The 21,678-nt window shown below is 60.7% G+C and carries 20 protein-coding genes; 12 read left to right on the top strand and 8 right to left on the bottom strand.

The genetic code is table 11. The annotated features are described in order from the left end of the window. Positions 1 to 12: 12 nt before the first annotated feature. A complete protein-coding gene (locus J2Z75_RS10320; RefSeq protein WP_209851497.1) occupies positions 13 to 1,176 on the top strand; it encodes an OpgC family protein in 1,164 nt (387 codons plus the stop codon). A 49-nt stretch (positions 1,177 to 1,225) separates the two neighbouring features. On the opposite strand, the gene J2Z75_RS10315 is transcribed toward J2Z75_RS10320, so the two are convergent. Continuing rightward, complete coding sequence (locus J2Z75_RS10315; protein ID WP_209851494.1) at positions 1,226 to 2,983, bottom strand: glucan ABC transporter ATP-binding protein/ permease; 1,758 nt, start codon at positions 2,981 to 2,983, stop codon at positions 1,226 to 1,228. A 463-nt stretch (positions 2,984 to 3,446) separates the two neighbouring features. Here J2Z75_RS10315 and J2Z75_RS10310 point away from each other — a divergent pair, with 463 nt between their 5' ends. Further along, positions 3,447 to 4,187 carry a LuxR family transcriptional regulator gene (locus J2Z75_RS10310; RefSeq protein WP_209851491.1) on the top strand — a complete coding sequence of 247 codons (741 nt, stop codon included), beginning with the start codon at positions 3,447 to 3,449 and terminating at the stop codon, positions 4,185 to 4,187. Between the two features lie 114 nt (positions 4,188 to 4,301). Then, complete coding sequence (gene pyc, locus J2Z75_RS10305) at positions 4,302 to 7,760, top strand: pyruvate carboxylase (RefSeq protein WP_209851489.1); 3,459 nt, start codon at positions 4,302 to 4,304, stop codon at positions 7,758 to 7,760. Positions 7,761 to 7,820: 60 nt separating this feature from the next. On the opposite strand, the gene J2Z75_RS10300 is transcribed toward pyc, so the two are convergent. Continuing rightward, complete coding sequence (locus J2Z75_RS10300) at positions 7,821 to 8,756, bottom strand: LysR family transcriptional regulator (RefSeq protein ID WP_209851487.1); 936 nt, start codon at positions 8,754 to 8,756, stop codon at positions 7,821 to 7,823. A 155-nt stretch (positions 8,757 to 8,911) separates the two neighbouring features. Between J2Z75_RS10300 and J2Z75_RS10295 the strand changes: the two genes are divergently transcribed. Continuing rightward, positions 8,912 to 9,772, top strand: coding sequence for an NmrA family NAD(P)-binding protein (locus tag J2Z75_RS10295; protein WP_209851484.1), 861 nt, complete (start codon positions 8,912 to 8,914; stop codon positions 9,770 to 9,772). Positions 9,773 to 9,814: 42 nt separating this feature from the next. Here the strand turns inward: J2Z75_RS10295 and J2Z75_RS10290 are convergent, their stop codons facing one another. From J2Z75_RS10290 to J2Z75_RS10280, 3 genes are all read right to left on the bottom strand, one after another. Continuing rightward, complete coding sequence (locus J2Z75_RS10290; RefSeq protein ID WP_209851481.1) at positions 9,815 to 10,576, bottom strand: amino acid ABC transporter ATP-binding protein; 762 nt, start codon at positions 10,574 to 10,576, stop codon at positions 9,815 to 9,817. Next, positions 10,573 to 11,253: an amino acid ABC transporter permease gene (locus J2Z75_RS10285; RefSeq protein WP_209851478.1), complete on the bottom strand. Its 681-nt coding sequence runs from the start codon at positions 11,251 to 11,253 to the stop codon at positions 10,573 to 10,575. Before J2Z75_RS10285 ends, J2Z75_RS10290 begins: the two co-directional genes overlap by 4 nt. A gap of 110 nt (positions 11,254 to 11,363) precedes the next feature. Continuing rightward, the gene (locus J2Z75_RS10280) at positions 11,364 to 12,140 is read right to left on the bottom strand and encodes an amino acid ABC transporter substrate-binding protein (RefSeq protein ID WP_209851475.1); all 777 of its coding nucleotides are present in this window, start codon (positions 12,138 to 12,140) and stop codon (positions 11,364 to 11,366) included. 294 nt (positions 12,141 to 12,434) lie between these two features. Here J2Z75_RS10280 and J2Z75_RS10275 point away from each other — a divergent pair, with 294 nt between their 5' ends. The 4 genes from J2Z75_RS10275 to ispG all read left to right on the top strand — a co-directional run bounded on the left by J2Z75_RS10275 (position 12,435) and on the right by ispG (position 16,194). After that, positions 12,435 to 13,217, top strand: a complete 783-nt coding sequence (locus J2Z75_RS10275) for a DeoR/GlpR family DNA-binding transcription regulator (protein ID WP_209851473.1) — start codon at positions 12,435 to 12,437, stop codon at positions 13,215 to 13,217. Then, complete coding sequence (locus tag J2Z75_RS10270; RefSeq protein ID WP_209851469.1) at positions 13,214 to 13,597, top strand: VOC family protein; 384 nt, start codon at positions 13,214 to 13,216, stop codon at positions 13,595 to 13,597. The genes J2Z75_RS10275 and J2Z75_RS10270 overlap by 4 nt, the downstream gene beginning before the upstream one ends. Positions 13,598 to 13,627: 30 nt before the next feature. Continuing rightward, entirely contained in the window at positions 13,628 to 14,818 is a 1,191-nt protein-coding gene (locus J2Z75_RS10265) for an MFS transporter (protein ID WP_209851466.1), read from the top strand. Between the two features lie 122 nt (positions 14,819 to 14,940). After that, positions 14,941 to 16,194, top strand: coding sequence for a flavodoxin-dependent (E)-4-hydroxy-3-methylbut-2-enyl-diphosphate synthase (gene ispG / locus J2Z75_RS10260; RefSeq protein ID WP_209851463.1), 1,254 nt, complete (start codon positions 14,941 to 14,943; stop codon positions 16,192 to 16,194). A gap of 1 nt (position 16,195) precedes the next feature. Here the strand turns inward: ispG and J2Z75_RS10255 are convergent, their stop codons facing one another. Next, positions 16,196 to 16,837, bottom strand: a complete 642-nt coding sequence (locus tag J2Z75_RS10255) for a LysE family translocator (protein WP_209851460.1) — start codon at positions 16,835 to 16,837, stop codon at positions 16,196 to 16,198. Positions 16,838 to 17,305: 468 nt separating this feature from the next. After that, positions 17,306 to 18,214, bottom strand: a complete 909-nt coding sequence (locus J2Z75_RS10250; RefSeq protein ID WP_209851456.1) for a polyprenyl synthetase family protein — start codon at positions 18,212 to 18,214, stop codon at positions 17,306 to 17,308. 181 nt (positions 18,215 to 18,395) lie between these two features. Between J2Z75_RS10250 and mtgA the strand changes: the two genes are divergently transcribed. From mtgA to J2Z75_RS10230, 4 genes are all read left to right on the top strand, one after another. Then, a complete protein-coding gene (gene mtgA, locus J2Z75_RS10245) occupies positions 18,396 to 19,157 on the top strand; it encodes a monofunctional biosynthetic peptidoglycan transglycosylase (RefSeq protein ID WP_407692754.1) in 762 nt (253 codons plus the stop codon). A 78-nt stretch (positions 19,158 to 19,235) separates the two neighbouring features. After that, positions 19,236 to 19,883, top strand: a complete 648-nt coding sequence (locus J2Z75_RS10240) for a glutathione S-transferase family protein (protein ID WP_209851453.1) — start codon at positions 19,236 to 19,238, stop codon at positions 19,881 to 19,883. A gap of 160 nt (positions 19,884 to 20,043) precedes the next feature. Further along, complete coding sequence (rpmF, locus tag J2Z75_RS10235) at positions 20,044 to 20,229, top strand: 50S ribosomal protein L32 (RefSeq protein WP_037097119.1); 186 nt, start codon at positions 20,044 to 20,046, stop codon at positions 20,227 to 20,229. Positions 20,230 to 20,465: 236 nt separating this feature from the next. Then, positions 20,466 to 20,873 carry a hypothetical protein gene (locus tag J2Z75_RS10230; protein ID WP_209851450.1) on the top strand — a complete coding sequence of 136 codons (408 nt, stop codon included), beginning with the start codon at positions 20,466 to 20,468 and terminating at the stop codon, positions 20,871 to 20,873. Positions 20,874 to 20,934: 61 nt separating this feature from the next. Here J2Z75_RS10230 and phaR read toward each other — a convergent pair whose 3' ends face one another. Then, positions 20,935 to 21,516 (bottom strand): polyhydroxyalkanoate synthesis repressor PhaR, encoded by a 582-nt coding sequence (gene phaR, locus J2Z75_RS10225; RefSeq protein WP_209851447.1) that lies wholly within the window; start codon positions 21,514 to 21,516, stop codon positions 20,935 to 20,937. Positions 21,517 to 21,678 lie beyond the last annotated feature (162 nt).

Raw genomic sequence — 21,678 nt, 5'->3', positions numbered from 1 at the left:
AGAACATTCTGGATGCTTCAAAAACTGCAATTCGAACCGCCTGCCGATAGTAGGCAGACGGCGGAGAGCCCTTCCATATCTCCCCAGCGCGACACGCGCCTCGACGTGTATCGGGCGCTTTGCCTCATCACCATCTTCATCAATCACGTACCGGGACAATATCTCGAATACCTGACCACGAAGAATTTCGGCTTCTCGGACTCCGCCGAAGCCTTTGTGCTGATCTCGGGGCTTTCGGCCGGGCTTGCCTATGGCCGGAAGTTCGATGTCGGCAATCGCCTCGCGCTCAGCCTGAAAATCTGGCGCCGGGCGTTTACGCTCTATGTCGCGCATATCATGACCAGCATCATCACGCTGGCGATCTTTGCCGGCGGTGCGCTCTATTTCGGCCGGCAGGACCTGATCAGCGAGATCAACATCCGTCCTCTCGTCGATCATACCGAGCAGGGTTTCGTCGCCATGGTGCTGCTGGGGCATCAGCTGGGCTATAACAACATCCTGTCGATGTATGCCGTTGTCTTCCTGCTTTTGCCCGGCATGCTCTGGCTCCACGGGCGCAGTCCGTTCCTGCTGTTCATGGCGTCCGCCGCGCTTTGGCTCGCGGCCGGCATCTTCACGATCGTGCCCATCAATTTCCTCGACGAAGGCTATTGGTTCCTCAATCCATGGTCCTGGCAGTTCCTGTTCGTCATTGGAGTGATCTGTATGATGCGATCGCGCTCAGGCAAACAGCTGCCGCGCCATCCGCTGCTGATAGCACTCTCCGCAGGCTACGTGATGCTGTCGTGCTTCTGGGTGTCTTTGTCCTGGTGGAACCTTGATTTTTCCTACGGCCTGCCTGCCGTCCTGACGGGCTTTGACAAGACCTTCCTGTCGCTCACGCGCCTGCTGCACGTTCTGGCTCTTGCCTATCTGCTGGCCGTCTTTCCGGTCTTCAGCCGGATGGCGCGGCTGCGCATCGATCATCCACTCGTCCTGATCGGCCGGCATTCGCTGCCGGTGTTCATCTTCGGGACGATCCTCGCCATGGTCGGTCAGGTGCTGCTGTTTGTGACCGGACGTGATCCGCTCTGGGGCTCGCTGTTCGTGCTTGGCGGCATAGGTCTACATTTTGCCTATGCCCGCTATCTCGACTGGATCAGCGATCTGTCCCGGCCTCAAGTCGCCAAGACATGAAAAAGGCCCCGGTGCGGGGCCTTTTTATATTTGGACGGTAAGCCCTGTGTCAGGCCGCCGCGTGGCTCTTGCGGACGTCTTCGTCCGTGAGGATGCCGCTGGCCCGGAGCAGGGATGCAAATCGGCCGTTGCTTTGGCTCAGCTCGTTGAAGCCGCCCATCTCGACGATCCGGCCATGATCCATGAAGATCACCAGATCGGCCTCACGCACCGTCGACAGGCGATGGGCGATGATGAAGGTGGTGCGATCCTTGCGCAGGTTGTCGATCGCAGCCTTTACGCGGTTCTCGGTCTCGACGTCGAGCGCGCTGGTCGCTTCGTCGAGCACGAGGATCGGGGCGTTCTTCAGGATTGCCCGGGCAATGGCGATACGCTGGCGCTCGCCGCCGGAAAGCCTGTTGCCACGTTCGCCGACGCGGGTGTCGTAACCGCCCTGGCGGCCTTCGATGAAGTCAGCGGCCGCAGCGGCTTCGGCTGCCTTCATCACTTCGATGAGGGAGGCGTCTTCGCGGCCAAGGCGGATGTTCTCACAAATCGACCGGTTGAGCAGGCCTGCATCCTGGAAAACGGTGGCGATCGAGCGGCGCAGCGACTTGCGGGTCACCGTCGAAATGTCGACGCCATCGATCAGGATCTTGCCGCCGGCAGGTTCGTGGACACGCTGCAACAGGTTGACCAGCGTCGTCTTGCCAGCACCGGTCGGGCCGACGATAGCGATCGTCTGGCCGGCCTTGGCGGTGAAGGAGACATCGCGCAGGCCTTCGCTCGAATTGGCGAAGTTGAAGGACACGTCCCGGAATTCGACTTCGCCGCGGACATTGTTCAACTCGCCTGCATCGGCAGGTTCCTCGCGTTCACGGACCGAATCTTCCAGGACGAAGAAGTCCTCAAGCTTGGCACGGGCTTCGAAAATCTGCGTCACGAAGGCTTTCATCTGGTCGAGGCGGCCGATGAGAAGGCCGGCAAAGCCGATGAAGGCGATGACGTCGCCGATACCGAGTTCGCCCTTCTGGACCAGGAAGGTGCCGATGACGAGGATGGCCATCATCGAGATGGTCGAGGCCATGCGGTTCAGCGCGCTGGCAAGCGCCCACCAGTCGAGGACCGGCAGCTGGGCGGAGATCAGCTTCTGGGTGAAATTCTTCAGTTCGCGGGTTTCGGCCTCGATGCGGTTGTAGCTGTGTACGACCGAAACGTTGCTGATCGAGTCGGAGACGTGCGAGAAAACCGTGTGATAGTGGTCCTCGACGGAGGCCTGACCTTCCTTTGTCCGCGTCATGACGAACTTGCCGACGACGACATAGAGTACGCCGAGTACGACGAGAACTAGCGACAGGCGGACATCCATGGCAAAGGCCGTGGGAACCAGGAGCGTCAGCGCAACAGCGGTCGCAAGATGCTGGCGCATGAATTCGAGCCAGAGGCCGAACAGCGTTTCGCAGGCACGCAGCAGCGTGTGCAGAGCGTTGGAGGTGCCCCGCTGGGTGTGCCACGACAAGGGCATGGAAATGATCCGGCCGAAGGCTTCGGTGATGAGCGTCGAACGGCGCGTATGCGCCAACCGGTCTGCCTCACGGGCGACAAGCACGAAGGCGACCGTATTAAATACGCCGAGACCTGCCCACATCAAAAGCATGGGCGTGACGGTTTGCTTGGAGGAGATGGCGTCGATGATGCGGCCGAACAGAATGGGCTCCGCAATCGTGATGACCGCCAGGACGACATTGGCGATAACGATCGCGGAAACGCGGAGCTTGTGTACGGCAAGATACTGAAGCGCTCTTGCATAGACCTGGAACAATGACACTGTCTTATCCCTCTTGGGCAGTTGGTTTGCGGTGCAATGAAAAAGCAACAGGGCATTTGCATCGCGGAGAAACGGTTGAAAAAGGAAAGACTTGCTCGGAAAAAGTATTCGTTCTGTCATCTGGAGTTGATGGAACGAAAATTCCAAAACTGATCTTCCTTATCCTTCCGTCATATTCTTTTTGAAGCACTGTCACAGAAAATCATCTTTTGGCTTCGCCGAGCAAACTTGGTTATGATAGACCTTCAAGGCGATTGGAGATTCCTGACGCCCCTAAGTTGATCATTCATAGCTTGCTATTTTTCGCGCCTTGCGGTTCGACGGTGATGCGGTGTTAGGTGGCTCCATGACTGATGTTGGGGATTATTGCGATTGCAACATGAATGGGTGCTGAACAGCGCATTCATGCTGCGGTGCGATAAATGCAGTCAGAGACTGAAACCGATTTCTTGAAGGGGCATTTATGAATATCACATTGCTGGTGCAATTTTTGGCGCTCATAGACGAGATGAGGAGCAGGGACGAGATCGTTCGGGAATTCGAACGCCTTCTGGACCGTTATGGCTTCGACTACTATGGGCTCGTTCGCCAGCCGAAGCCCGATGAAAATCCATTGAGCCTGCTGCTTGCCGGACGCTGGCCGAACGGTTGGCCGCAGATCTACATCAAGAAAAAATATGTCGTTATCGATCCGACGATCCGCTATCTCGGCCATGCGCAGCGCGGCTTCCGCTGGCGCGATACCCTGGTTGCCTTCCGTTCTGACCCGCATCGCAAGCGCATGGAGCGCATGATGGTCGATGCGCGGGGCCACGGCCTCTATGACGGCTATATTTTCCCCGTCCACGGGCGCCGTGGATTGCTTGGCAACATGACGCTCGGCGGCCGTGTCGTCGATCTCAGCCCGGTGGAAATGAGCCTGTTCGACGGCATCGCCAAGAAGATATTCTGGCGTTTGCTGGAGCTGACCGATCCAAAGGTGCTTGCCGAGATGGTGTCCAGCGTCGATGTCCAGATGACGCGGCGCGAGATGGAAGCCTTGAACTACCTGGCCGACGGGATGACGTCGAACGAGATCAGCAAGATTCTCGATATCTCGACCCACACTGTCGATTGGTACATGAACGGAATCCAGGACAAGCTGAAGGCGAAAAACCGTCATCATGCCGTGGCGCTGTCGTTCCGTCTTGGGCTGATTTCCTGATTGGAAATGAATTTCGCTCAAGCGTGACTCTGAAATTGAACTTCAAGTCATGAAACGCTAATAATTCTTTTCGCGGTGCAGCATTACCGCGTTTCAAGTCTTGAGGAGTCCGACTTGCCCATCTCAAAAATCCTTGTCGCCAACCGTTCCGAAATTGCAATCCGCGTTTTTCGCGCCGCAAACGAACTGGGAATAAAAACGGTTGCGATATGGGCGGAGGAGGACAAGCTGGCGCTGCACCGGTTCAAGGCGGACGAGAGTTACCAGGTCGGTCGCGGGCCGCATCTTGCCCGCGACATGGGGCCGATCGAGAGTTATCTGTCGATCGAGGAAATAATCCGGGTCGCCAAGCTGTCAGGAGCCGATGCCATCCATCCCGGCTACGGCCTTCTGTCTGAAAGCCCCGAGTTCGTCGATGCCTGCAAGGCTGCGGGGATCATCTTCATCGGCCCGACCGGCGATACGATGCGGCGCCTCGGCAACAAGGTCGCCGCCCGCAATCTCGCCATCGAAATCGGCGTACCCGTCGTTCCGGCGACCGATCCGCTACCGGACGACATGGCCGTGGTGGCAAAGATGGCCGAGGAGATCGGCTATCCGATCATGCTCAAGGCTTCGTGGGGCGGCGGTGGCCGCGGCATGCGGGCGATCCGCGATCCGAAGGATCTGGCGCGCGAAGTGACGGAAGCCAAGCGCGAGGCGATGGCTGCCTTCGGCAAGGACGAGGTCTATCTGGAAAAACTGGTCGAGCGCGCCCGTCACGTCGAAAGCCAGGTTCTCGGCGATACGCATGGCAATGTCGTTCACCTGTTCGAGCGCGACTGTTCGGTTCAGCGCCGCAACCAGAAGGTCGTCGAACGCGCGCCGGCACCGTATCTGACGGAAGACCAGCGCCAGGAGTTGGCCAGCTATTCCACCCGCATTGCCAAGGCGACAAACTATATCGGCGCCGGCACTGTCGAATATCTGATGGATATGGACAGTGGCAAATTCTACTTCATCGAGGTCAATCCGCGCATCCAGGTCGAGCACACGGTCACCGAGGTTGTCACCGGTATCGATATCGTCAAGGCGCAGATCCACATCCTCGACGGCTTTGCCATCGGCACGCCGGAATCGGGCGTGCCCAAGCAGGAAGACATTCGCCTCAACGGCCACGCGCTGCAATGCCGCATCACCACGGAAGACCCGGAACAGAACTTCATTCCGGACTACGGCCGCATCACCGGCTATCGTTCCGCGTCGGGCTTCGGCATCCGTCTGGACGGGGGAACCGCCTATCCGGGCGCCGTCATCACCCGCTATTACGATCCGCTGCTGGTGAAGGTTACGGCCTGGTCGCCGAGCCCGCAGGAGACGATTGCGCGCATGGACCGCGCGCTGCGCGAGTTCCGTATCCGCGGCGTCGCCACCAACCTGACTTTCCTCGAAGCGATCATCACCCATCCGAAATTCAAGGATAATACCTATACGACCCGGTTCATCGACACGACGCCGGAACTGTTCCAGCAGGTCAAGCGCCAGGATCGCGCCACCAAGCTGCTCACCTATCTCGCCGACGTCACCGTCAACGGCCATCCGGAAGCCAAGGGCCGGCCGAAGCCGAGCGCCGATGCCGCAAAGCCGGTCATTCCCCGCATTCAGGGAGAGATCGTCGATGGCACCAAGCAGAAGCTCGATACGCTCGGACCGAAGAAATTCGCCGAATGGGTCCGCGCCGAAAAGCGGGTGCTTCTGACCGATACGACCATGCGCGACGGTCACCAGTCGCTGCTCGCCACCCGCGTGCGAACCTATGATATCGCCCGCATCGCCGGAACCTATGCCCGCGCGCTGCCGAACCTGTTCTCGCTCGAATGCTGGGGCGGTGCCACCTTCGACGTTTCGATGCGCTTTCTGACGGAAGACCCGTGGGAGCGCCTCGCCAAGGTGCGCGAGGATGCGCCGAACCTGCTCTTGCAGATGCTTCTGCGCGGTGCCAACGGCGTCGGCTACAAGAACTACCCCGACAATGTCGTCAAATACTTCGTCCGCCAGGCGGCAAAGGGCGGCATCGACGTTTTCCGCGTGTTCGACTGCCTGAACTGGGTCGAAAACATGCGCGTCTCGATGGACGCGGTGGCGGAAGAGAACAAGATCTGCGAGGCGGCGATCTGCTACACCGGCGATATCCTTAACTCCGCCCGCCCGAAATACGACCTGAAATACTACACCGCCCTTGCCGCGGAGCTTGAAAAGGCGGGCGCGCACATGATCGCGCTGAAGGATATGGCCGGCCTCCTGAAGCCGGCCGCCGCGACGGTTCTGTTCAAGGCGCTGCGCGAGGCAACCGACCTGCCGATCCATTTCCACACGCATGACACGTCCGGCATTTCCGCCGCGACCGTCCTTGCTGCCGTGGATGCCGGTGTCGATGTCGTCGATGCGGCAATGGACGCATTCTCCGGCAACACCTCGCAGCCTTGCCTCGGCTCGATCGTCGAGGCGCTGCGCGGTTCCGAGCGCGATCCGGGCCTCGATCCGGAATGGATCCGCCGCATCTCGTTCTACTGGGAGGCGGTGCGCAATCAGTACGCCGCCTTCGAAAGTGACCTCAAGGGGCCGGCCTCCGAAGTTTACCTGCATGAAATGCCGGGCGGCCAGTTTACCAACCTCAAGGAACAGGCCCGCTCGCTTGGTCTCGAAACCCGTTGGCACCAGGTGGCGCAGGCCTATGCCGATGCCAACCAGATGTTCGGCGATATCGTCAAGGTAACACCGTCCTCCAAGGTTGTCGGTGACATGGCACTGATGATGGTGTCGCAGGACCTGACGGTTGCCGATGTCAAAAACCCGGCCAAGGATGTCTCCTTTCCGGAATCGGTCGTGTCCATGCTGAAGGGCGATCTCGGCCAGCCTCCGGGCGGATGGCCGAAGGCGCTTCAGGAAAAGGCGCTCAAGGGCGAAAAGCCCTATACGGAGCGCCCGGGTTCACTGCTCGCCGATGCCGACCTTGATGCCGAGCGCAAGGCGATCGAGACCAAGCTTGAGCGCCCGGTCAGCGATTTCGAGTTTGCTTCGTACCTGATGTATCCGAAGGTGTTCACCGACTACGCACTGGCCGCCGATACCTATGGCCCGGTCAGTGTGCTGCCGACGCCGGCCTATTTCTATGGGCTTTCGGCCGGTGAGGAACTGTTGCCGGAGCTTGAAAAGGGCGTCTCGCTGGTGGTCCAGCATCAGGCCATGAGCGAGCCGGACGAGCAGGCGATGGTCAAGGTATTCTTCGAGATCAATGGTCAGCCGCGCCTGATCAAGGTTCCGGATCGCAACCGCGCAGCCTCCAGTACGGCCCGCCGCAAGGCCGATCTCACCAATGCCGCCCATCTCGGTGCACCGATGCCGGGTGTCATCTCGACGGTCACGGTCACCGCCGGCCAGACGGTGAAGTCCGGCGACGTGCTGCTCTCCATCGAAGCGATGAAGATGGAAACGGCGCTGCACGCGGAAAAGGATGGCACGATCGCCGAAGTCCTCGTCAAGACCGGCGACCAGATCGACACCAAGGACCTGTTGATCGTCTACGGCGGGTAAATATCGATGATGCAAGGGTGCTGGTTTCAGCGTCCTTGCATGTTTCCCAGAATAAACTCCTCAAATATCCGGCTTTTCGCCAGCCTTCCAAAGAGAAGGCGGGTTGGCAATGCTTGCCACGAAATCCATGAAGGCGCGCACTTTCGCAGGTGGCAGGTGGCGCGAAGGGTAATAGGCGTAAAGCGGAAACATCTCGTCCGACCAGTCCGGCAGGACCTGGACCAGATCTCCGCGAGAGAGCCAAGGACCGAGCCCGAGTTCAAGGCTCTGGAACAGCCCGTAGCCCGCCACGCATGCCTCAATGGCAGTCGAGGGGTCGTCGGTGGTGATGCGGCCGCGGACATGGGCCTCGTACCGTTCGGCGCCGCGGAAAAATTCCCAAGGAAATGGCCGCCCCGTCAGGGGATCGCGAAAGAATATGGCATCGTGGCTGGACAGGTCGTCCGGCTTTGTCGGGATGCCGTGTTGCTCAAGATAGGCGGGTGAGGCGCAGGTCAAAACACGCGTCTCCAGGAGTTTGCGCACCACGAGCGCATCTCCGGCCGCTGGTCCGAACCGCACGGCGATGTCGACGCCCTTCATCATGTCTTCCCGATGGTTGCTGACGATCAGTTCGACCGACATGGCGGGATAGGCTGAAAGCAGGTCCGGCAGGTGCGGGGCCAGCACCATGCGCGCAAACCACGGGTCCACGTTCACGCGCAAGCGTCCGCCGACTATGGCCGCCGCGCCCGCGGCCTCCGTCACGGCTTCCTCGATGCCCGAAAGCAGGGGCATCACTTGCGCATAAAACCGCTGGCCCTCTTCGGTCAGCGTCACCGTTCGGGGCGTGCGGTCGAACAGGCGAACTCCAACCCGCGTCTCAAGCCGCGCCACCGCCCGGCTGACACCGGATGGTGTGAGGCCGAGCGCCTCGGACGCCCGAGCAAAGTTTCCCGCCTCGCAGACGGCGGCAAGCACGCCGACGCCAGTCAGCAGACGCGCATCAAAAGTCATGCGGTTTCTCCGATCGGTGATTTGTAATCATCTTAGCAATGATCTTTATGCGCTCCAATCATTGATGTCAGGCATTTAGAAAGTCCCTGGACGAAACAATCGATTTGTCGCGGCGGCACCGCACGGATCGAAGTGTTCAAGACAAGGAGAGAAGAATGTACGCAATCACAGGGATTACCGGCAAAGTCGGCGGCGCTCTGGCCGAGGAACTGCTGGCGGCGGGCAAAGCCGTGCGGGCGGTTGTGCGCGACAGGAGCAAGGCAGCCATCTGGGTCGAGCGCGGTTGCGAAGTCGCCGTGGCGAATATGGAAGATGCCGGGTCGCTTGCTTCGGCCTTTGCCGGCGCAGAAGCAGTCTTCATTCTGCCGCCATCCGAGTTCGACCCGAAACCCGGCTATCCTGAGGCGCGCCGGGTGATCGACGCGGTGGTAGCGGCCCTCGCCGCATCCCGGCCGGCAAAGGTGGTGTGCCTGTCGACGATCGGCGCCGATGCCCCCCACGACAATCTTCTCACCCAGCGTACGCTGATGGAGGCTGCGTTTTCTGTGCTTTTCATGCCGGTGACGTTTCTTCGCCCCGGCTGGTTCATCGAGAATGCCCAGTGGGACCTTGTCTCCGCCCGCGACGAAGGTGTGATCCGCAGCTTGCTTTTCCCGCTCGACAAACGGTTTCCGATGGTGGCGACACAGGATGTCGGCCGGGCCGCCGCCCGCCTGATGCAGGAAGAATGGTCGGGAACGCGCATCGTCGAATTGGAAGGCCCGAGCCGGGTTTCGCCGAACGACCTTGCTACGGCCTTTGCACGAGCTCTGGGTCGGGATGTGCATGCCGAGGCAATTGCGCGGGAGCAATGGGAAGCCTTGTTCCGCGCCCAGGGTTCTGAAAACCCCGGGCCGCGGATCAGGATGCTCGATGGTTTCAACGAAGGCTGGATCGAGTTTGCCGATGCGGGAGCCCATGCGCTGAAAGGCAGCATTGGCCTTCAGCAGGCGATCGACGAAATCGTCCGCGGCTGAAGCGGAATGGCGAAGGATGGGAACGCCCTCCCCTCCTCTTTCTCAGATATCGTAATTATTCCCCGCACTCAGCGACGAAATGAACTTCTTCGTCCGCTCCCGCTCCGGCGTCTGGAAAATGTTTTTCGGCGCACCGCTTTCGACGATCAGGCCGCCGTCGAGGAACAGGACCTGATCAGCGACTTTCGAGGCAAGCCGCAGGTCATGCGTCGCCATGATCATCGTCGTACCTTCGGCAGCAAGCCGGTTCAGCACTTCGACAACTTCCTCCGCCAGCTCCGGGTCCAGCGCCGAGGTCGGTTCGTCGCAGAGAAGGACGCGGGGCGATGGTGCCAACGCGCGGGCGATGGCGACGCGCTGCTGCTGGCCACCGGAGAGGGTGGCCGGCCAGGCATCCGCCTTGTGCGACATGCCGACTTTTTCGAGCAGTTCGAGTGCCCGTTCCTTCGCTTTCGCCTTCGGCCATTTCAGGACCGTCACCAGTCCTTCCATGACGTTCTCGATCGCCGTCTGGTGCGGAAACAGCTGAAAGTTCTGGAAGACCATGCCGGTCTGGCGGCGCAGGCGCTGGATGGCGTCCCAGCCGGTCTTCTTGCCGGGCGCAAAGACGATCTGCTCCTCGCCAAGCCTGATCGTGCCGGCTGTGGGAATTTCGAGCAGGTTGACGCAGCGCAAGAGCGTGCTCTTGCCGCCGCCGGAGGGGCCGACCAGCGCGGTCACCGTGCCTTCGGCGATGGTGACGCTGATGTCCTTCAGGACGACATTGTCGCCGAAGCGTTTTTCGATATGGGTAAGCTCGATCACGTGCGGGCCTCCAGGAAGCCGCCATAGCGGGCGAAGCGTTTCTCCAGCCGCACCTGCAGCGACGAAAGAACCGAACTCAGCGCCAGATAGAGCAGCGCCGCCTCGATATAGAGGATCAGCGGCTCGTAGGTGGTGGCAACGATGCGTTGTGCCGTCTGGAACAGCTCCGGCACGGTGATGGCGGCCGCAAGCGACGTGTCCTTCACCAGCGAAATGAACGTATTCGACAACGGCGGCACGGCAACGCGCGCTGCCTGCGGCAGGATGGTGCGGCGCATCGCCTGACCCCAGCTCATGCCGATCGAATAGGCGGCTTCCCACTGGCCGCGCGGTACAGAAGAGATGACGGCTCGGATGATCTCGGAGGTATAGGCGCCGATGTTCAATGTGAAGCCGATCAGGGCGGCCGGGAAGGCATCGAGCAGGATGCCGAGGCTCGGCAGGCCGTAGAAGATGACGAAGAGCTGCACCAGGAGCGGTGTACCGCGAATGACCCAGACATAGAACCGCGCCACGGCCACCAGCGGCTTCGGACCGAACAGCCGCGTGACGGCGGTCAAGAGGCCAAGCGCCAATCCCAGCGCGAAGGAGAGCAGCGTCAGCGGAATGGTGAAGATCAGCCCGGCCCGCAGGAGCGGCAGAAGCGAATCGAGCATGAGTTGAAGCCAAGGGGGCACGGGCGGGCCTTTCAAACGGCATGATCCGCTCCAGACGCCCGGAACGGATCATGACTTATAGTTCAGACGAGGACGCGACGAAACCGGTCCGGCAGCGCGCCATCGAAAGATTACTTCGAAACGTCGGCACCAAAATATTTCTGCGAGATCGCATCATAGGTGCCGTCGGCCTTGATCTCGGTCAGCGCTTTGTTGATGGCTTCGAGAAGCTCCGGCTCGCCCTTGCGCACGATGATGCCGGAATAGTCGGCATTGGCCTGTTCGGCAGCGATCTTGACCGGCGCGTCCGGCTTCTTCTTCTTGAAGTCGAGGAAGGACAGGCTGTCATTGATCGTCGCGTCGGCGCGGCCGGTGAGCACGAGCTGGATCGACTGGTCGAAGCCGTCGGTGCCTACCAGTTCGGCGCCCGAAGCCTCTGCCAGCTTGCCGAAGTTGCTCGTCAGCGACTGTGCCGATTTCTTGCCCTTGAGGTCGGGGAAATCCTTGATGTCGGCATTGTCCGTCTTGACGATCAGCACGGCCTTCGAGGCGATATAGGGCTCGGAGAAATCATACTTCTTCTTGCGCTCTTCGGTGATGCCGACCTGGTTGATCACCGTGTCGTAGCGGTTGGCGTCGAGGCCGGCGATCAGGCCATCCCACTTGCCTTCGAGAAACTCGGCCTTGACGCCCAGCTTGTTGGCAACGGCCTCGCCGATCTCCACGTCGAAGCCGACGAGCTTGCCGGTTTCGTCATGATAGGTGAACGGTGCGTAAGTGCCCTCCGTGCCGATCTTCAGCGCGCCGGCCGATTTGACGGCCGCAAGGTTGTCACCGGCAAAAGCCGCGCTGAACGAAACCAGCTGCGCAAAGGCGGCAGCGGCGAGAAGTGTGGGAACCCATTTCATTGTCTTTTTCCATCTTTTTGGTCCGGCCCGTCTGCCGGTGTGAAGGGACAATCGCATACGGCCCGATGCGTGGCAGCGCACAAAACTACAATTGTGCGGCGCATGGGCGAAGGTTTTTCTCAATTTCGGGCCGTTTCGACGCAAATTTGGCCCGCTCCGTCTAAAATCGAGGCGAGGTGCCGATTTTTGCGGCATATTTTTCCCTCATCCCGGATAAATCGATTGAATTCTGCAAAAGAATCGCTATGCATGTTTATGCCGAATTAAGCTTATTTGTGCACGATTGAGTATACCATGCAAGCCGACCTCCTTTTACGACAGAGACAAGCGCTCATTCAGGACCGCCTCCGGCTGTCCGGCCGCGTGCTGGCAATCGATCTGGCGCAGGAGTTCAATGTCTCCGAGGATACGATCCGCAGGGATCTTCGCGAGCTTGCCGCCGCAGGGCTCTGCGAGCGGGTCTATGGCGGTGCCCTCCCCGTTGCGCCGGGCGGCACGACGCTTACCCGCCGCATCACGGAAGCGCCCGAACGCAAGGCCGCGCTGGCCGCGGCGGCTCTTTCCTTCATCAAGCCGGGCATGACCGTCTTCTTCGATGCCGGCTCGACCAATCTTGCGATCGCGCGGGCACTTCCAGCCGAACACGAGCTGACGGCGGTGACGAACACGCCGCTAATCGCAGCCGCGCTGATGGAAAAGCCTGACGTCAATCTCATCCTGATCGGCGGCAAGATCGACCGGCAGGTCGGTGCCGCGATCGGCGCCAAGGCGCAGCGCGATGTCGAGGTGCTGAGGCCCGATCTGTGCATCCTCGGGGCCTGCGGTGTCGATATCGATGCCGGGCTGACAGCCTTCGAGTACGAGGATGCCGAGTTCAAGCGACTCGTCGTGCGCAACAGCGCCTCCGTTCTGGCGGCCGCGACCAACGACAAGCTCGGCACATCCGCGCCGCACAAGGTCATTGCTGCGCGGGAATGCGCGACGCTTGTCGTCGAACATGACGCGGCTGCAAGTGCCACTCGAATCTTTGTCGAGGCGGGCATTGCGGTTGTGCATGCGAGGGAGGCCAGGACATGAGAGTAACCCATATTGCGCTCTGGACCACGGACCTTGATCGCCTCTGCCGCTTCTGGGCCGAAACATTCGGCGCGATCGTCGGCGACCTCTATGAAAGCGCCCGCCGCCCGGGCTTTTCCTCGCGATTTCTATACCTGAAGGACGGCCCCTCGATCGAAGTGATGCAAGGCTCCTGGATCGCGCCGCAGGGCGAGCAGGGAGAGCGCCAGGGTTATGCCCATCTCGCACTGTCGCTCGGCAGTCGCGAAGCCGTCGATGCGATGGCCGCGCAGGCGGCGGAGGCGGGCACTCTCGTTTCGCCGGCGCGCATGACAGGCGACGGCTTCTATGAAGCTGTTCTCAAGGACCCCGACGGTAACCCTATCGAAATCACGGTTTGAATCCGTCACCGGATCGCACAGGAAAAGACCATGGACCAGCACACAATCATCCAGCCGCCGGCCGCTCGCTCGGGCTATATGCCGAAGATCCGGCTTGCCGTCTCGCTGCTGTTCCTGATGAACGGCTTCGTCACCGGCAGTTGGGCGCCGAAGATCCCGGAGTTCAAGGACAGGCTCGGCATCGGCGAAAGCGTGCTCGGCCTGCTGATCCTCTGCTTCGGCATCGGCTCGCTGGTGCTGATGCCGATCGCCGGTGGCTTCATCGCCCGGATGGGATCGCAGAAGGTTGTGAAGGTGACGGCTGTCCTGCTGTCGCCGCTGCTTCTGCTCCTGACACTGCTGCCGAATGTCTGGACGGCCGTCATCGGCATGTTCCTGCTCGGCGGGTTCGTCGGCGCCATGGACGTGGCGATGAATGCCAATGCGGTCGAGGTCGAAAAATCGATGCGCCGGGCGATCATGTCGTCCTGCCACGCCTATTGGAGCCTCGGCGGCCTGATCGGTGCTGCCAGCGGCGGCCTGATCATGGCGCATTTCGGCGTCTACGTGCATGCCATTCTGGTTACCCTGTTCTGCCTTGCGGTGCTGGCCGTCGCCTGGCCGATGATCCTTGCCGATCAGCCGCATCCGGACGCGGTCAAGGAAAAACTCAGCCTGCCGATGACGCCGCTGCCCTGGCTGATTGGCATCATCGCCCTGTTCTCGATGGTGCCGGAAGGGACGGTTCTCGATTGGGGCGCGCTCTACCTGCGCAACGAACTGGGTGCGTCCGTCGCCATGTCCGGCTTCGGCTTTGCCGCCTTCTCTGCGACCATGGCGATCATGCGTTTTGCCGGCGATCACGTGCGCGACCGGTTCGGGGGCGTCAGAACCCTGCGCGGCTCCACCCTGATCGCGCTTGTCGGCATGATCCTTGCTGGTCTGGCGCCCAACGCGGTCCTGGCGATGCTTGGTTTTGCTCTCGCGGGCATCGGCATCGCCAACATGGTGCCGATCGCCTTTTCGGCCGCCGGCAACATGCCGGGGCTGGCGCCGGGCATCGGGCTGTCGGTCGCCACCTTCATGGGTTATTCCGGCATGCTGTTTGCACCGTCGCTGATCGGCTTCATCGGCGAACATACCGGCTTTGCCATCATCTTCACCTGCGTGCCGATCCTGTTCCTCGTCGTTCTCGCTCTGTCGCACCATGCCGTGCATGCCGACCCAAAGGGGCATGACTGAGCTCACGACTGGGCGGTGGCGACATCAATTCGCCGTCAATCCATGAATGTTGCCGTTGACAAGGCGGCTTTCCTCATCCACCTCAGGGAAAGTCGCCGCAACAGCACGTGCAAGGGGCTTTCATGTCTTCCGCCTTCGATTACGAACCGCAACCCCGCAGGGCCTCCGTTGCCGTCGATGTTGGTGGGGTGATCGTCGGAGGATCGGCGCCCGTGGTCGTCCAGTCGATGACCAATACCGATACGGCCGATGTCGATGCGACGGTCGCACAGGTTGCCGCCCTTCATCGGGCGGGCTCCGAACTGGTGCGCATCACCGTCGATCGCGACGAGAGCGCTGCCGCCGTGCCGAAGATCCGTGAGCGCCTCGAGCGGCTCGGCCTCGACGTGCCGCTGATCGGCGATTTCCACTATATCGGCCACAAGCTGCTCGCCGATCACCCGGCCTGCGCCGAGGCCCTGGCGAAATACCGCATCAACCCCGGCAATGTCGGCTTCAAGGCCAAGAAGGACAAGCAGTTCGTCGAGATCATCGAACGGGCCATCCAGTTCGACAAGCCGGTGCGCATCGGCGTCAACTGGGGCTCGCTCGATCAGGAACTTTTGACCCGCCTGATGGATGACAACCAGGCCAAGGGCTTTCCGCTGACCGCGCAGCAGGTGATGCGCGAAACCATCGTCCAGTCGGCGCTGATTTCGGCCGAGCTTGCCGAAGAAGCCGGCCTGCCGCGCAACCGGATCATCCTCTCGGCCAAGGTTTCCAACGTGCAGGATCTGATCGCCTGCTATTCGATGCTGTCTTCCCGCTCCAACCATGCCCTGCATCTGGGCCTGACCGAAGCCGGCATGGGCTCGAAGGGCATCGTCTCGTCCGCCGCCTCGCTCGGCATTCTGATGCAGCAGGGCATCGGCGATACGATCCGCATTTCGCTGACACCCGAGCCCGGCGGCGACCGCACACGCGAGGTGCAGGTCGCGCAGGAATTGTTGCAGGTCATGGGCTTCCGCCAGTTCATTCCGGTCGTTGCCGCCTGTCCGGGCTGCGGCCGCACCACCTCGACGGTGTTCCAGGAACTGGCCCAGAAGATCGAGGGCGATATCCGCCGCAACATGCCGGTCTGGCGTGAGAAATATCCGGGCGTCGAGGGCCTCAAGGTCGCGGTCATGGGCTGCATCGTCAACGGCCCCGGCGAAAGCAAGCATGCCGACATCGGCATCTCGCTGCCCGGCACCGGCGAGCTTCCGGCAGCCCCCGTCTATATCGACGGCAAGAAGGCGATGACGATCCGCGGCACCAACATTGCGGGCGATTTCGAGGCGTTGGTTTCCGACTATATCGAAAAGCGCTTCGGCCGGGGGCAGGCGGCCGCCGAATAGGCTACAGTTTGGCCGTCAGCAACCGCAATCCGGCAAAGGCGAAGAAACCGGCCATCGCGCCTTCGATCCCGCGGCGCGCCTTGCGGTAGACCCGGTTCACCGCGCCGAGTGAAAACAGAAGCGCGAAGCCGGTGAACACTGCGACGCCGAGCACCATACAGCCGGCGATGAATGCTGCGGTGACACCGACCGGCGCGTCCTTCGGCATGCCCAGCGAGACAAGCATGATCCAGTTGAAAATGGCCTTCGGGTTCGTCAGGTGGATACCCAATCCCTTGAGGTAGAGCCGGTGCAGGGAGGGCGCAACCTCATTCTCCGCGATGTCTTTCGGTGGCTCTTTTCGAAGTGCCGCCCGCAGCGCGTTGAACGCCAGCCACAGCAGATAGAGGCCGCCGGCGATCTTCAGGATGACCAACGCCTGGCCGTAGGAGCCGATCAGCGCGGAAAGCCCCGCTGCCGTCAGCATCGCCCAGATGTAGGAACCTGTCAGCACGCCCAGCGCCAGCGCCATGCCGGAGCTGCGCCCGCGGCTGATGGACGTGCCGATGATGGCGAGTACTGCCGGTCCGGGCGAGGCGGTGGCGATCAGATAGGCACCCCAGGCGACCAGTAGCTGGGGAAGGTAGGGCAGTAGCGAGGACATGCGCAAATCTCCGATGCGCGCGTCGTTACGTGCGCCAGGGCGTCATCATGACAAGAGAGCGCTGAAAGAGAATGCGCAATCTTGTTGCGGTGACAATTTTGGCTTTAGGAGCCGGCCGTATGTTGCCAGATGCGGCTGCAGCCGAGCCTGGTGTTGCGTTGCCGGAATTCCTTGATTGTTCTTCAAGTTCCTGCGAGCTTCTCGTGCCGGGCGTTTTGAGAACTGCCGGGGTTCGCCCGGAGGCGATGATAGGAGTGTTGGCAGCCGATTGCCAACGAGGCGGCGAAAGAACCTAAGCTGGAAAAGGCGGTTTGTGATATTTTTCACTGCGCTCCTCCTAATACTCGGCATTCTAGCCGCGGTGAGCTTTTTCTTCGGCCCAATCGAATAACCCAGATTTAACGGCTCTTCTCTGCATTTCGACGGTAGAACCCGGAACGAGGGCAGGGAATAGGTTGCCGGGCAGTTTCAATGGCTTCGATGGGCCACGAAACGAGCCGTTTCGTTGAGAATATCCGCGCGCGCGCCGAACGGCTCAAGCAGCGCCTCTGCCTCGGCAACAAGGCGTGCCAACTCCGCTTCCGCCCAATCCTGTCCGCGCAGCGAAACCAGCGTGCCCTTGCCTCGGGCCGCATCCTTGCCGGTCGCCTTGCCCATCGTCTCGGCATCGGCCGTCAGGTCGAGCAGATCGTCGGCAAGCTGGAAAGCCAGGCCGATCGTCTCGCCATAGGTTCGCATCAGGCGTCGTTCGTCCGCGCCGCTGCCGGCGATGATCGCGCCCGCCTCGCAGGCAAAGCGGATCAGCGCGCCGGTCTTCATCGCCTGCAGTGTGACGATGGCCTCCTCATCCGGTGCCGAAGTCTCCGCCGCCAGATCCAGCGCCTGCCCGCCGGCCATGCCGCCGATACCGGAGGCGCGTGCCAGCGCCAGCACCAGCTCGGTCTTCTGCCGGTCGGGCAGGTTCGTTTCGGGTGCTGCAATGATGTCGAAGGCCAAAGTCAGCAGGCTGTCGCCGGCAAGGATGGCGTTCGCCTCGCCATAGGCGATGTGCACCGTCGGCTGGCCGCGCCTGACGTCATCGTCGTCCATGGCCGGAAGATCGTCATGAACCAGCGAATAGCTGTGAACACATTCGAGCGCTGCGCCGATGCGCAGGGCGGCTTGGTGGTCGCCGCCGAGAAAAGCGGCGCTCTCCATCACCAGGAACGGCCGCAGGCGCTTGCCGCCGTTCAAAACGCCGTGGCGCATGGCGGCAAGCAGAGGGGCCGGCCGGGCGATTTCATCGGCTTGCGCCTGTTCGCCAAGAATACTGCCAAGGCAGCTCTCGACGGCCGCGGCGCTGGCCTTCAGGCGGGTTTCGAAGGATGTCTCGCTCATGCGGCGCTCTTTGGCATGACTGCGCTGCCGCTGGCAATTGGATTTTTGCCGGAAAGAGAGACCGATCGGCTGCCCGGGGATCATGGCCCGTCCGGGTGGGGGCAATTCGAGAAAAGCGTTCAATTTTTCCCGCTCTTGCTCTAAGAGAAATCTGGGATCATCAGGCGGGCGTTTTTAAAGGGTGGACATCGTACCGGAAACTCGTGGGGAGGACGACGTGCCATCTATCGGCTCGCGTGGCAGCCGTTCACGGGAATGGATGCAGGCGTTGAAAAAGCGCTGGCGAACGTTGGTCATGGCGGCAATCGCCGTTGTTGTCCTGCCCTATGTTCTGATCATCCTTTATGCGCCGAGCTTCATTCACCCGGTTTCGACGCTGATGCTGCGCGATCTCGTGCTTTTGCGCGGTTATGATCGCCAATGGGTTTCCTTCGACGATATTTCGCCCAATCTCGTGCAATCGGTGATGATGTCGGAAGACGGCCAGTTCTGCATCCATGACGGTGTCGACTGGGTGCAGATGCGCGGCGTCGTCAATGATGCGCTGGAAGGCGAATCCACACGCGGCGCCTCGACGATCCCGATGCAAACAGCCAAGAACCTGTTTCTCTGGAACGGCCGTTCTTTCCTGCGCAAGGGCATGGAGCTGCCTCTGGCGCTGGCTTCCGATTTTGTCTGGAGCAAGCGGCGGATGATGGAGCTTTATCTCAACGTTGCCGAATGGGGGCCGGGTATCTACGGCGCCGAAGCCGCGGCGAAGCACCATTTCGGCGTTTCAGCCGCGAAACTGTCGCGCCGGCAGGCGGCCCTTCTGGCCGTATCGCTGCCCAATCCCATCGACCGCAACGCCGGCAAACCCGGTCGCGGCCTCAAGCGGCTCGCCTCGCTGATCGAGCGCCGCGCCGGCCGGTCGGGCGAATACATCAAATGCCTTTATGAGTGAGATCAGGCCTTTTCATTGGCCCCGATGGCAGTTTTCGCCTTATAGCAGAGCCTCATTCACGAGGATCGGAGAAGACCGGTGACCAAGCTTACGCTCTATGTCGGCAACAAGAACTATTCTTCCTGGTCGCTGCGGCCGTGGCTGGCTCTCGAAGCCTGCGGCATTCCGTTCGAGGATGTCGTTATCCCATTCGATTTTGCCAACGGACACCCGAAATTCAAGGAAATTTCGCCGACCGGCCGCGTCCCCGTCCTGCATCATGGCGATATCCGCGTCTGGGAATCGCTGGCCATCATCGAATATGCCGCGGAGCTTTTTCCGCAGGCAGGGCTCTGGCCGGAAGATCCCGCTGATCGGGCCGTCGCCCGCAGCTACTCGATGGAAATGCTCTCCGGCTTCGGGGCCTTGCGTGGCGCCTGCCCGATGAACATCCGCCGGGAAAAGCGCGCGATCGATCTGCCTGAAGGGGTGATGGCCAACGTCGAGCGGATCGAGACGATCTGGCGCGAGGCGGTGGCCCGCTCCGGCGGTCCTTTCCTGTTTGGCCGCTTTACCGCAGCCGACGCCATGTTCGCGCCGGTGGTCAATCGGTTCGAGGTCTACGACCTCACCCGTAATCCCGGTTCGCTCGCCTATATGGACGCGGTCAAGACGCATCCGGCCTTTCAGAAATGGCAGGAGGCTGCGCTCAAGGAAACCTGGATCGTGGTGGAAGACGAAGCCTGACCCAATTCTCCGCCGGCCATCGCGAAAAAATGGCTGAAGGGACTGGTCAAACGCCTGTGGGGCATGTATAAGCCCGGCAAATTCGAAAGATTGACATCTGTTTTTCCCGGCCAACGGTCTGGCCGCGAAACAGAGTTTTGCCCGATAAGTGGAGTATGAAATGGCTGTACCGAAAAGAAAAACAAGCCCGTCCAAGCGTGGCATGCGCCGCTCCGCTGATGCGCTGAAGACCCCGACCTACATCGAAGACAAGAACTCCGGCGAACTGCGCCGCCCGCACCACATCGACCTGAAGACAGGCATGTACCGCGGCCGTCAGGTTCTGACCCCGAAGGCATCCGCTTAATCAGCGGAGCCGTCAGGCTTTATATTTAAAAGGGCTGGCTTGCGCCGGCCCTTTTTCTGTTGTCGGTGTTTCACCGGCGAAATAATCTTGCCCGATCGAATCTTTTCAATGGTTTCCGCCAATCTGCGCTCTATGTGCGCTGCGCGGTCATTTTCTTGACCGCATCGCTGCGGTAAGCAAAGATCGATATATGCCCGGCCGGGGAGGCCGGGACGCGAAACTGGGAGCTCCTGCCGATGATTGCCGCCATTCCGTTACTGATCCTGCCGTTCATTCTCTACAATCTCGGAATGATGGGCGTGCTGGGAAGCGGCGGTGTCGCGGTTTTCGAAAACACCGTCACGTCACTCACGATGCTGTCCGGCGCTGTCTGGACCATGAGCGTCGGCGATCTGCTGATCGTCATCGCGCTCGCCCTGCTTTTCGTTGAAATTCTCAAGGCGACGCGCGTCAGTTCCAAGGCGCTGATGGATCACCTTTTGTCGATGGTGCTGTTCATCGTTTTCCTGGTGGAATTCCTGCTGGTCGCCAACGCCGCGACGCACGTCTTCTTCATTTTGATGACGATCAGCTTCATCGACGTGATCGCGGGCTTCTCCGTGTCGATGCGCACGGCCGGACGGGATGTTTCCATCGGGCTTTGATGGAGCCCCTCAGGCGAGAGTGCCGCGGGCCGTGTGAAACGGCAGCGCGGCACGCGGCTTGTCACCCCAGATTTTCCAGCTTCGTCTGCAACGCGCGAAGCTGTTCCTTCAGTTCATCGATGTCCTTGGCCTCGGCCTTGCGCGGTTCCTTGGCCGCTGGCGTTGCCGCCATGAAGGGCGAAAACATCTGCATGGCCTGATGGAAGAGGTCGGTGTTGCGTTTGACCTGTTCTTCCACCAGTTGCAGCGGGACAGAAAGATTCTTGCCGAGCGGCGTGTCGCCGAACGCCTTGTTGATCTGCTCGCGCATCTGCACCTGCTGGTCGGTAAAGGCCTGCATCGAATGCTCGAGATAGCTCGGCACTACCAGCTGCATCTGGTCGCCGTAGAACGAGATCAGCTGGCGCAGGAAGGAAATCGGCAAAAGCGTGTTGCCGGTCTTGGATTCCTGCTCGAAAATGATCTGCGTCAGCACCGAATGGGTAATGTCCTCGCCTGATTTCGCGTCCTGGACGGTGAATTCCTCTCCCTTTTTCACCATTACCGCGAGATCGTCGAGTGTGACATATGTGCTCGTCCCGGTATTATAGAGCCTCCGGTTGGCGTATTTCTTTATAACGATCTGACCGTCGTGTTTAGCCATCTGGGTCTCCTCCCCATGCTCCCGTCTTTATTGAGTTTTTTAGATTACCCGTAAAAAACGTGTTCTGACAATCTCTTTGTGCAATGCGGCGACGCAGGTGCGAAATTTCGTCTCGCGCCGGGATTGTGGAGCGAAACGGCGAGAGTGTTCGCATCATGGCGT

Origin of the sequence: Rhizobium herbae, from assembly GCF_017873135.1 — a bacterium.
Taxonomy (GTDB): Bacteria; Pseudomonadota; Alphaproteobacteria; order Rhizobiales; family Rhizobiaceae; genus Pararhizobium; species Pararhizobium herbae.
The sequence above is the reverse complement of the archived record's forward strand: the minus strand, read 5'-3'. Positions and strand labels throughout refer to the sequence as shown.

What these genes read in the sequence shown, in the direction of transcription:
- J2Z75_RS10255 (WP_209851460.1), bottom strand. Translation starts at nt 16,837, where the DNA reads ATGTCCTCGCTACTGCCCTACCTTCCCCAGCTACTGGTCGCCTGGGGT.
- J2Z75_RS10300 (WP_209851487.1), bottom strand. Translation starts at nt 8,756, where the DNA reads ATGACTTTTGATGCGCGTCTGCTGACTGGCGTCGGCGTGCTTGCCGCC.
- J2Z75_RS10320 (WP_209851497.1), top strand. Translation starts at nt 13, where the DNA reads ATGCTTCAAAAACTGCAATTCGAACCGCCTGCCGATAGTAGGCAGACG.
- ispG (WP_209851463.1), top strand. Translation starts at nt 14,941, where the DNA reads ATGTCTTCCGCCTTCGATTACGAACCGCAACCCCGCAGGGCCTCCGTT.
- J2Z75_RS10310 (WP_209851491.1), top strand. Translation starts at nt 3,447, where the DNA reads ATGAATATCACATTGCTGGTGCAATTTTTGGCGCTCATAGACGAGATG.
- phaR (WP_209851447.1), bottom strand. Translation starts at nt 21,516, where the DNA reads ATGGCTAAACACGACGGTCAGATCGTTATAAAGAAATACGCCAACCGG.
- J2Z75_RS10265 (WP_209851466.1), top strand. Translation starts at nt 13,628, where the DNA reads ATGGACCAGCACACAATCATCCAGCCGCCGGCCGCTCGCTCGGGCTAT.
- J2Z75_RS10230 (WP_209851450.1), top strand. Translation starts at nt 20,466, where the DNA reads ATGATTGCCGCCATTCCGTTACTGATCCTGCCGTTCATTCTCTACAAT.
- rpmF (WP_037097119.1), top strand. Translation starts at nt 20,044, where the DNA reads ATGGCTGTACCGAAAAGAAAAACAAGCCCGTCCAAGCGTGGCATGCGC.
- J2Z75_RS10270 (WP_209851469.1), top strand. Translation starts at nt 13,214, where the DNA reads ATGAGAGTAACCCATATTGCGCTCTGGACCACGGACCTTGATCGCCTC.
- J2Z75_RS10275 (WP_209851473.1), top strand. Translation starts at nt 12,435, where the DNA reads ATGCAAGCCGACCTCCTTTTACGACAGAGACAAGCGCTCATTCAGGAC.
- J2Z75_RS10280 (WP_209851475.1), bottom strand. Translation starts at nt 12,140, where the DNA reads ATGAAATGGGTTCCCACACTTCTCGCCGCTGCCGCCTTTGCGCAGCTG.
- J2Z75_RS10250 (WP_209851456.1), bottom strand. Translation starts at nt 18,214, where the DNA reads ATGAGCGAGACATCCTTCGAAACCCGCCTGAAGGCCAGCGCCGCGGCC.
- J2Z75_RS10295 (WP_209851484.1), top strand. Translation starts at nt 8,912, where the DNA reads ATGTACGCAATCACAGGGATTACCGGCAAAGTCGGCGGCGCTCTGGCC.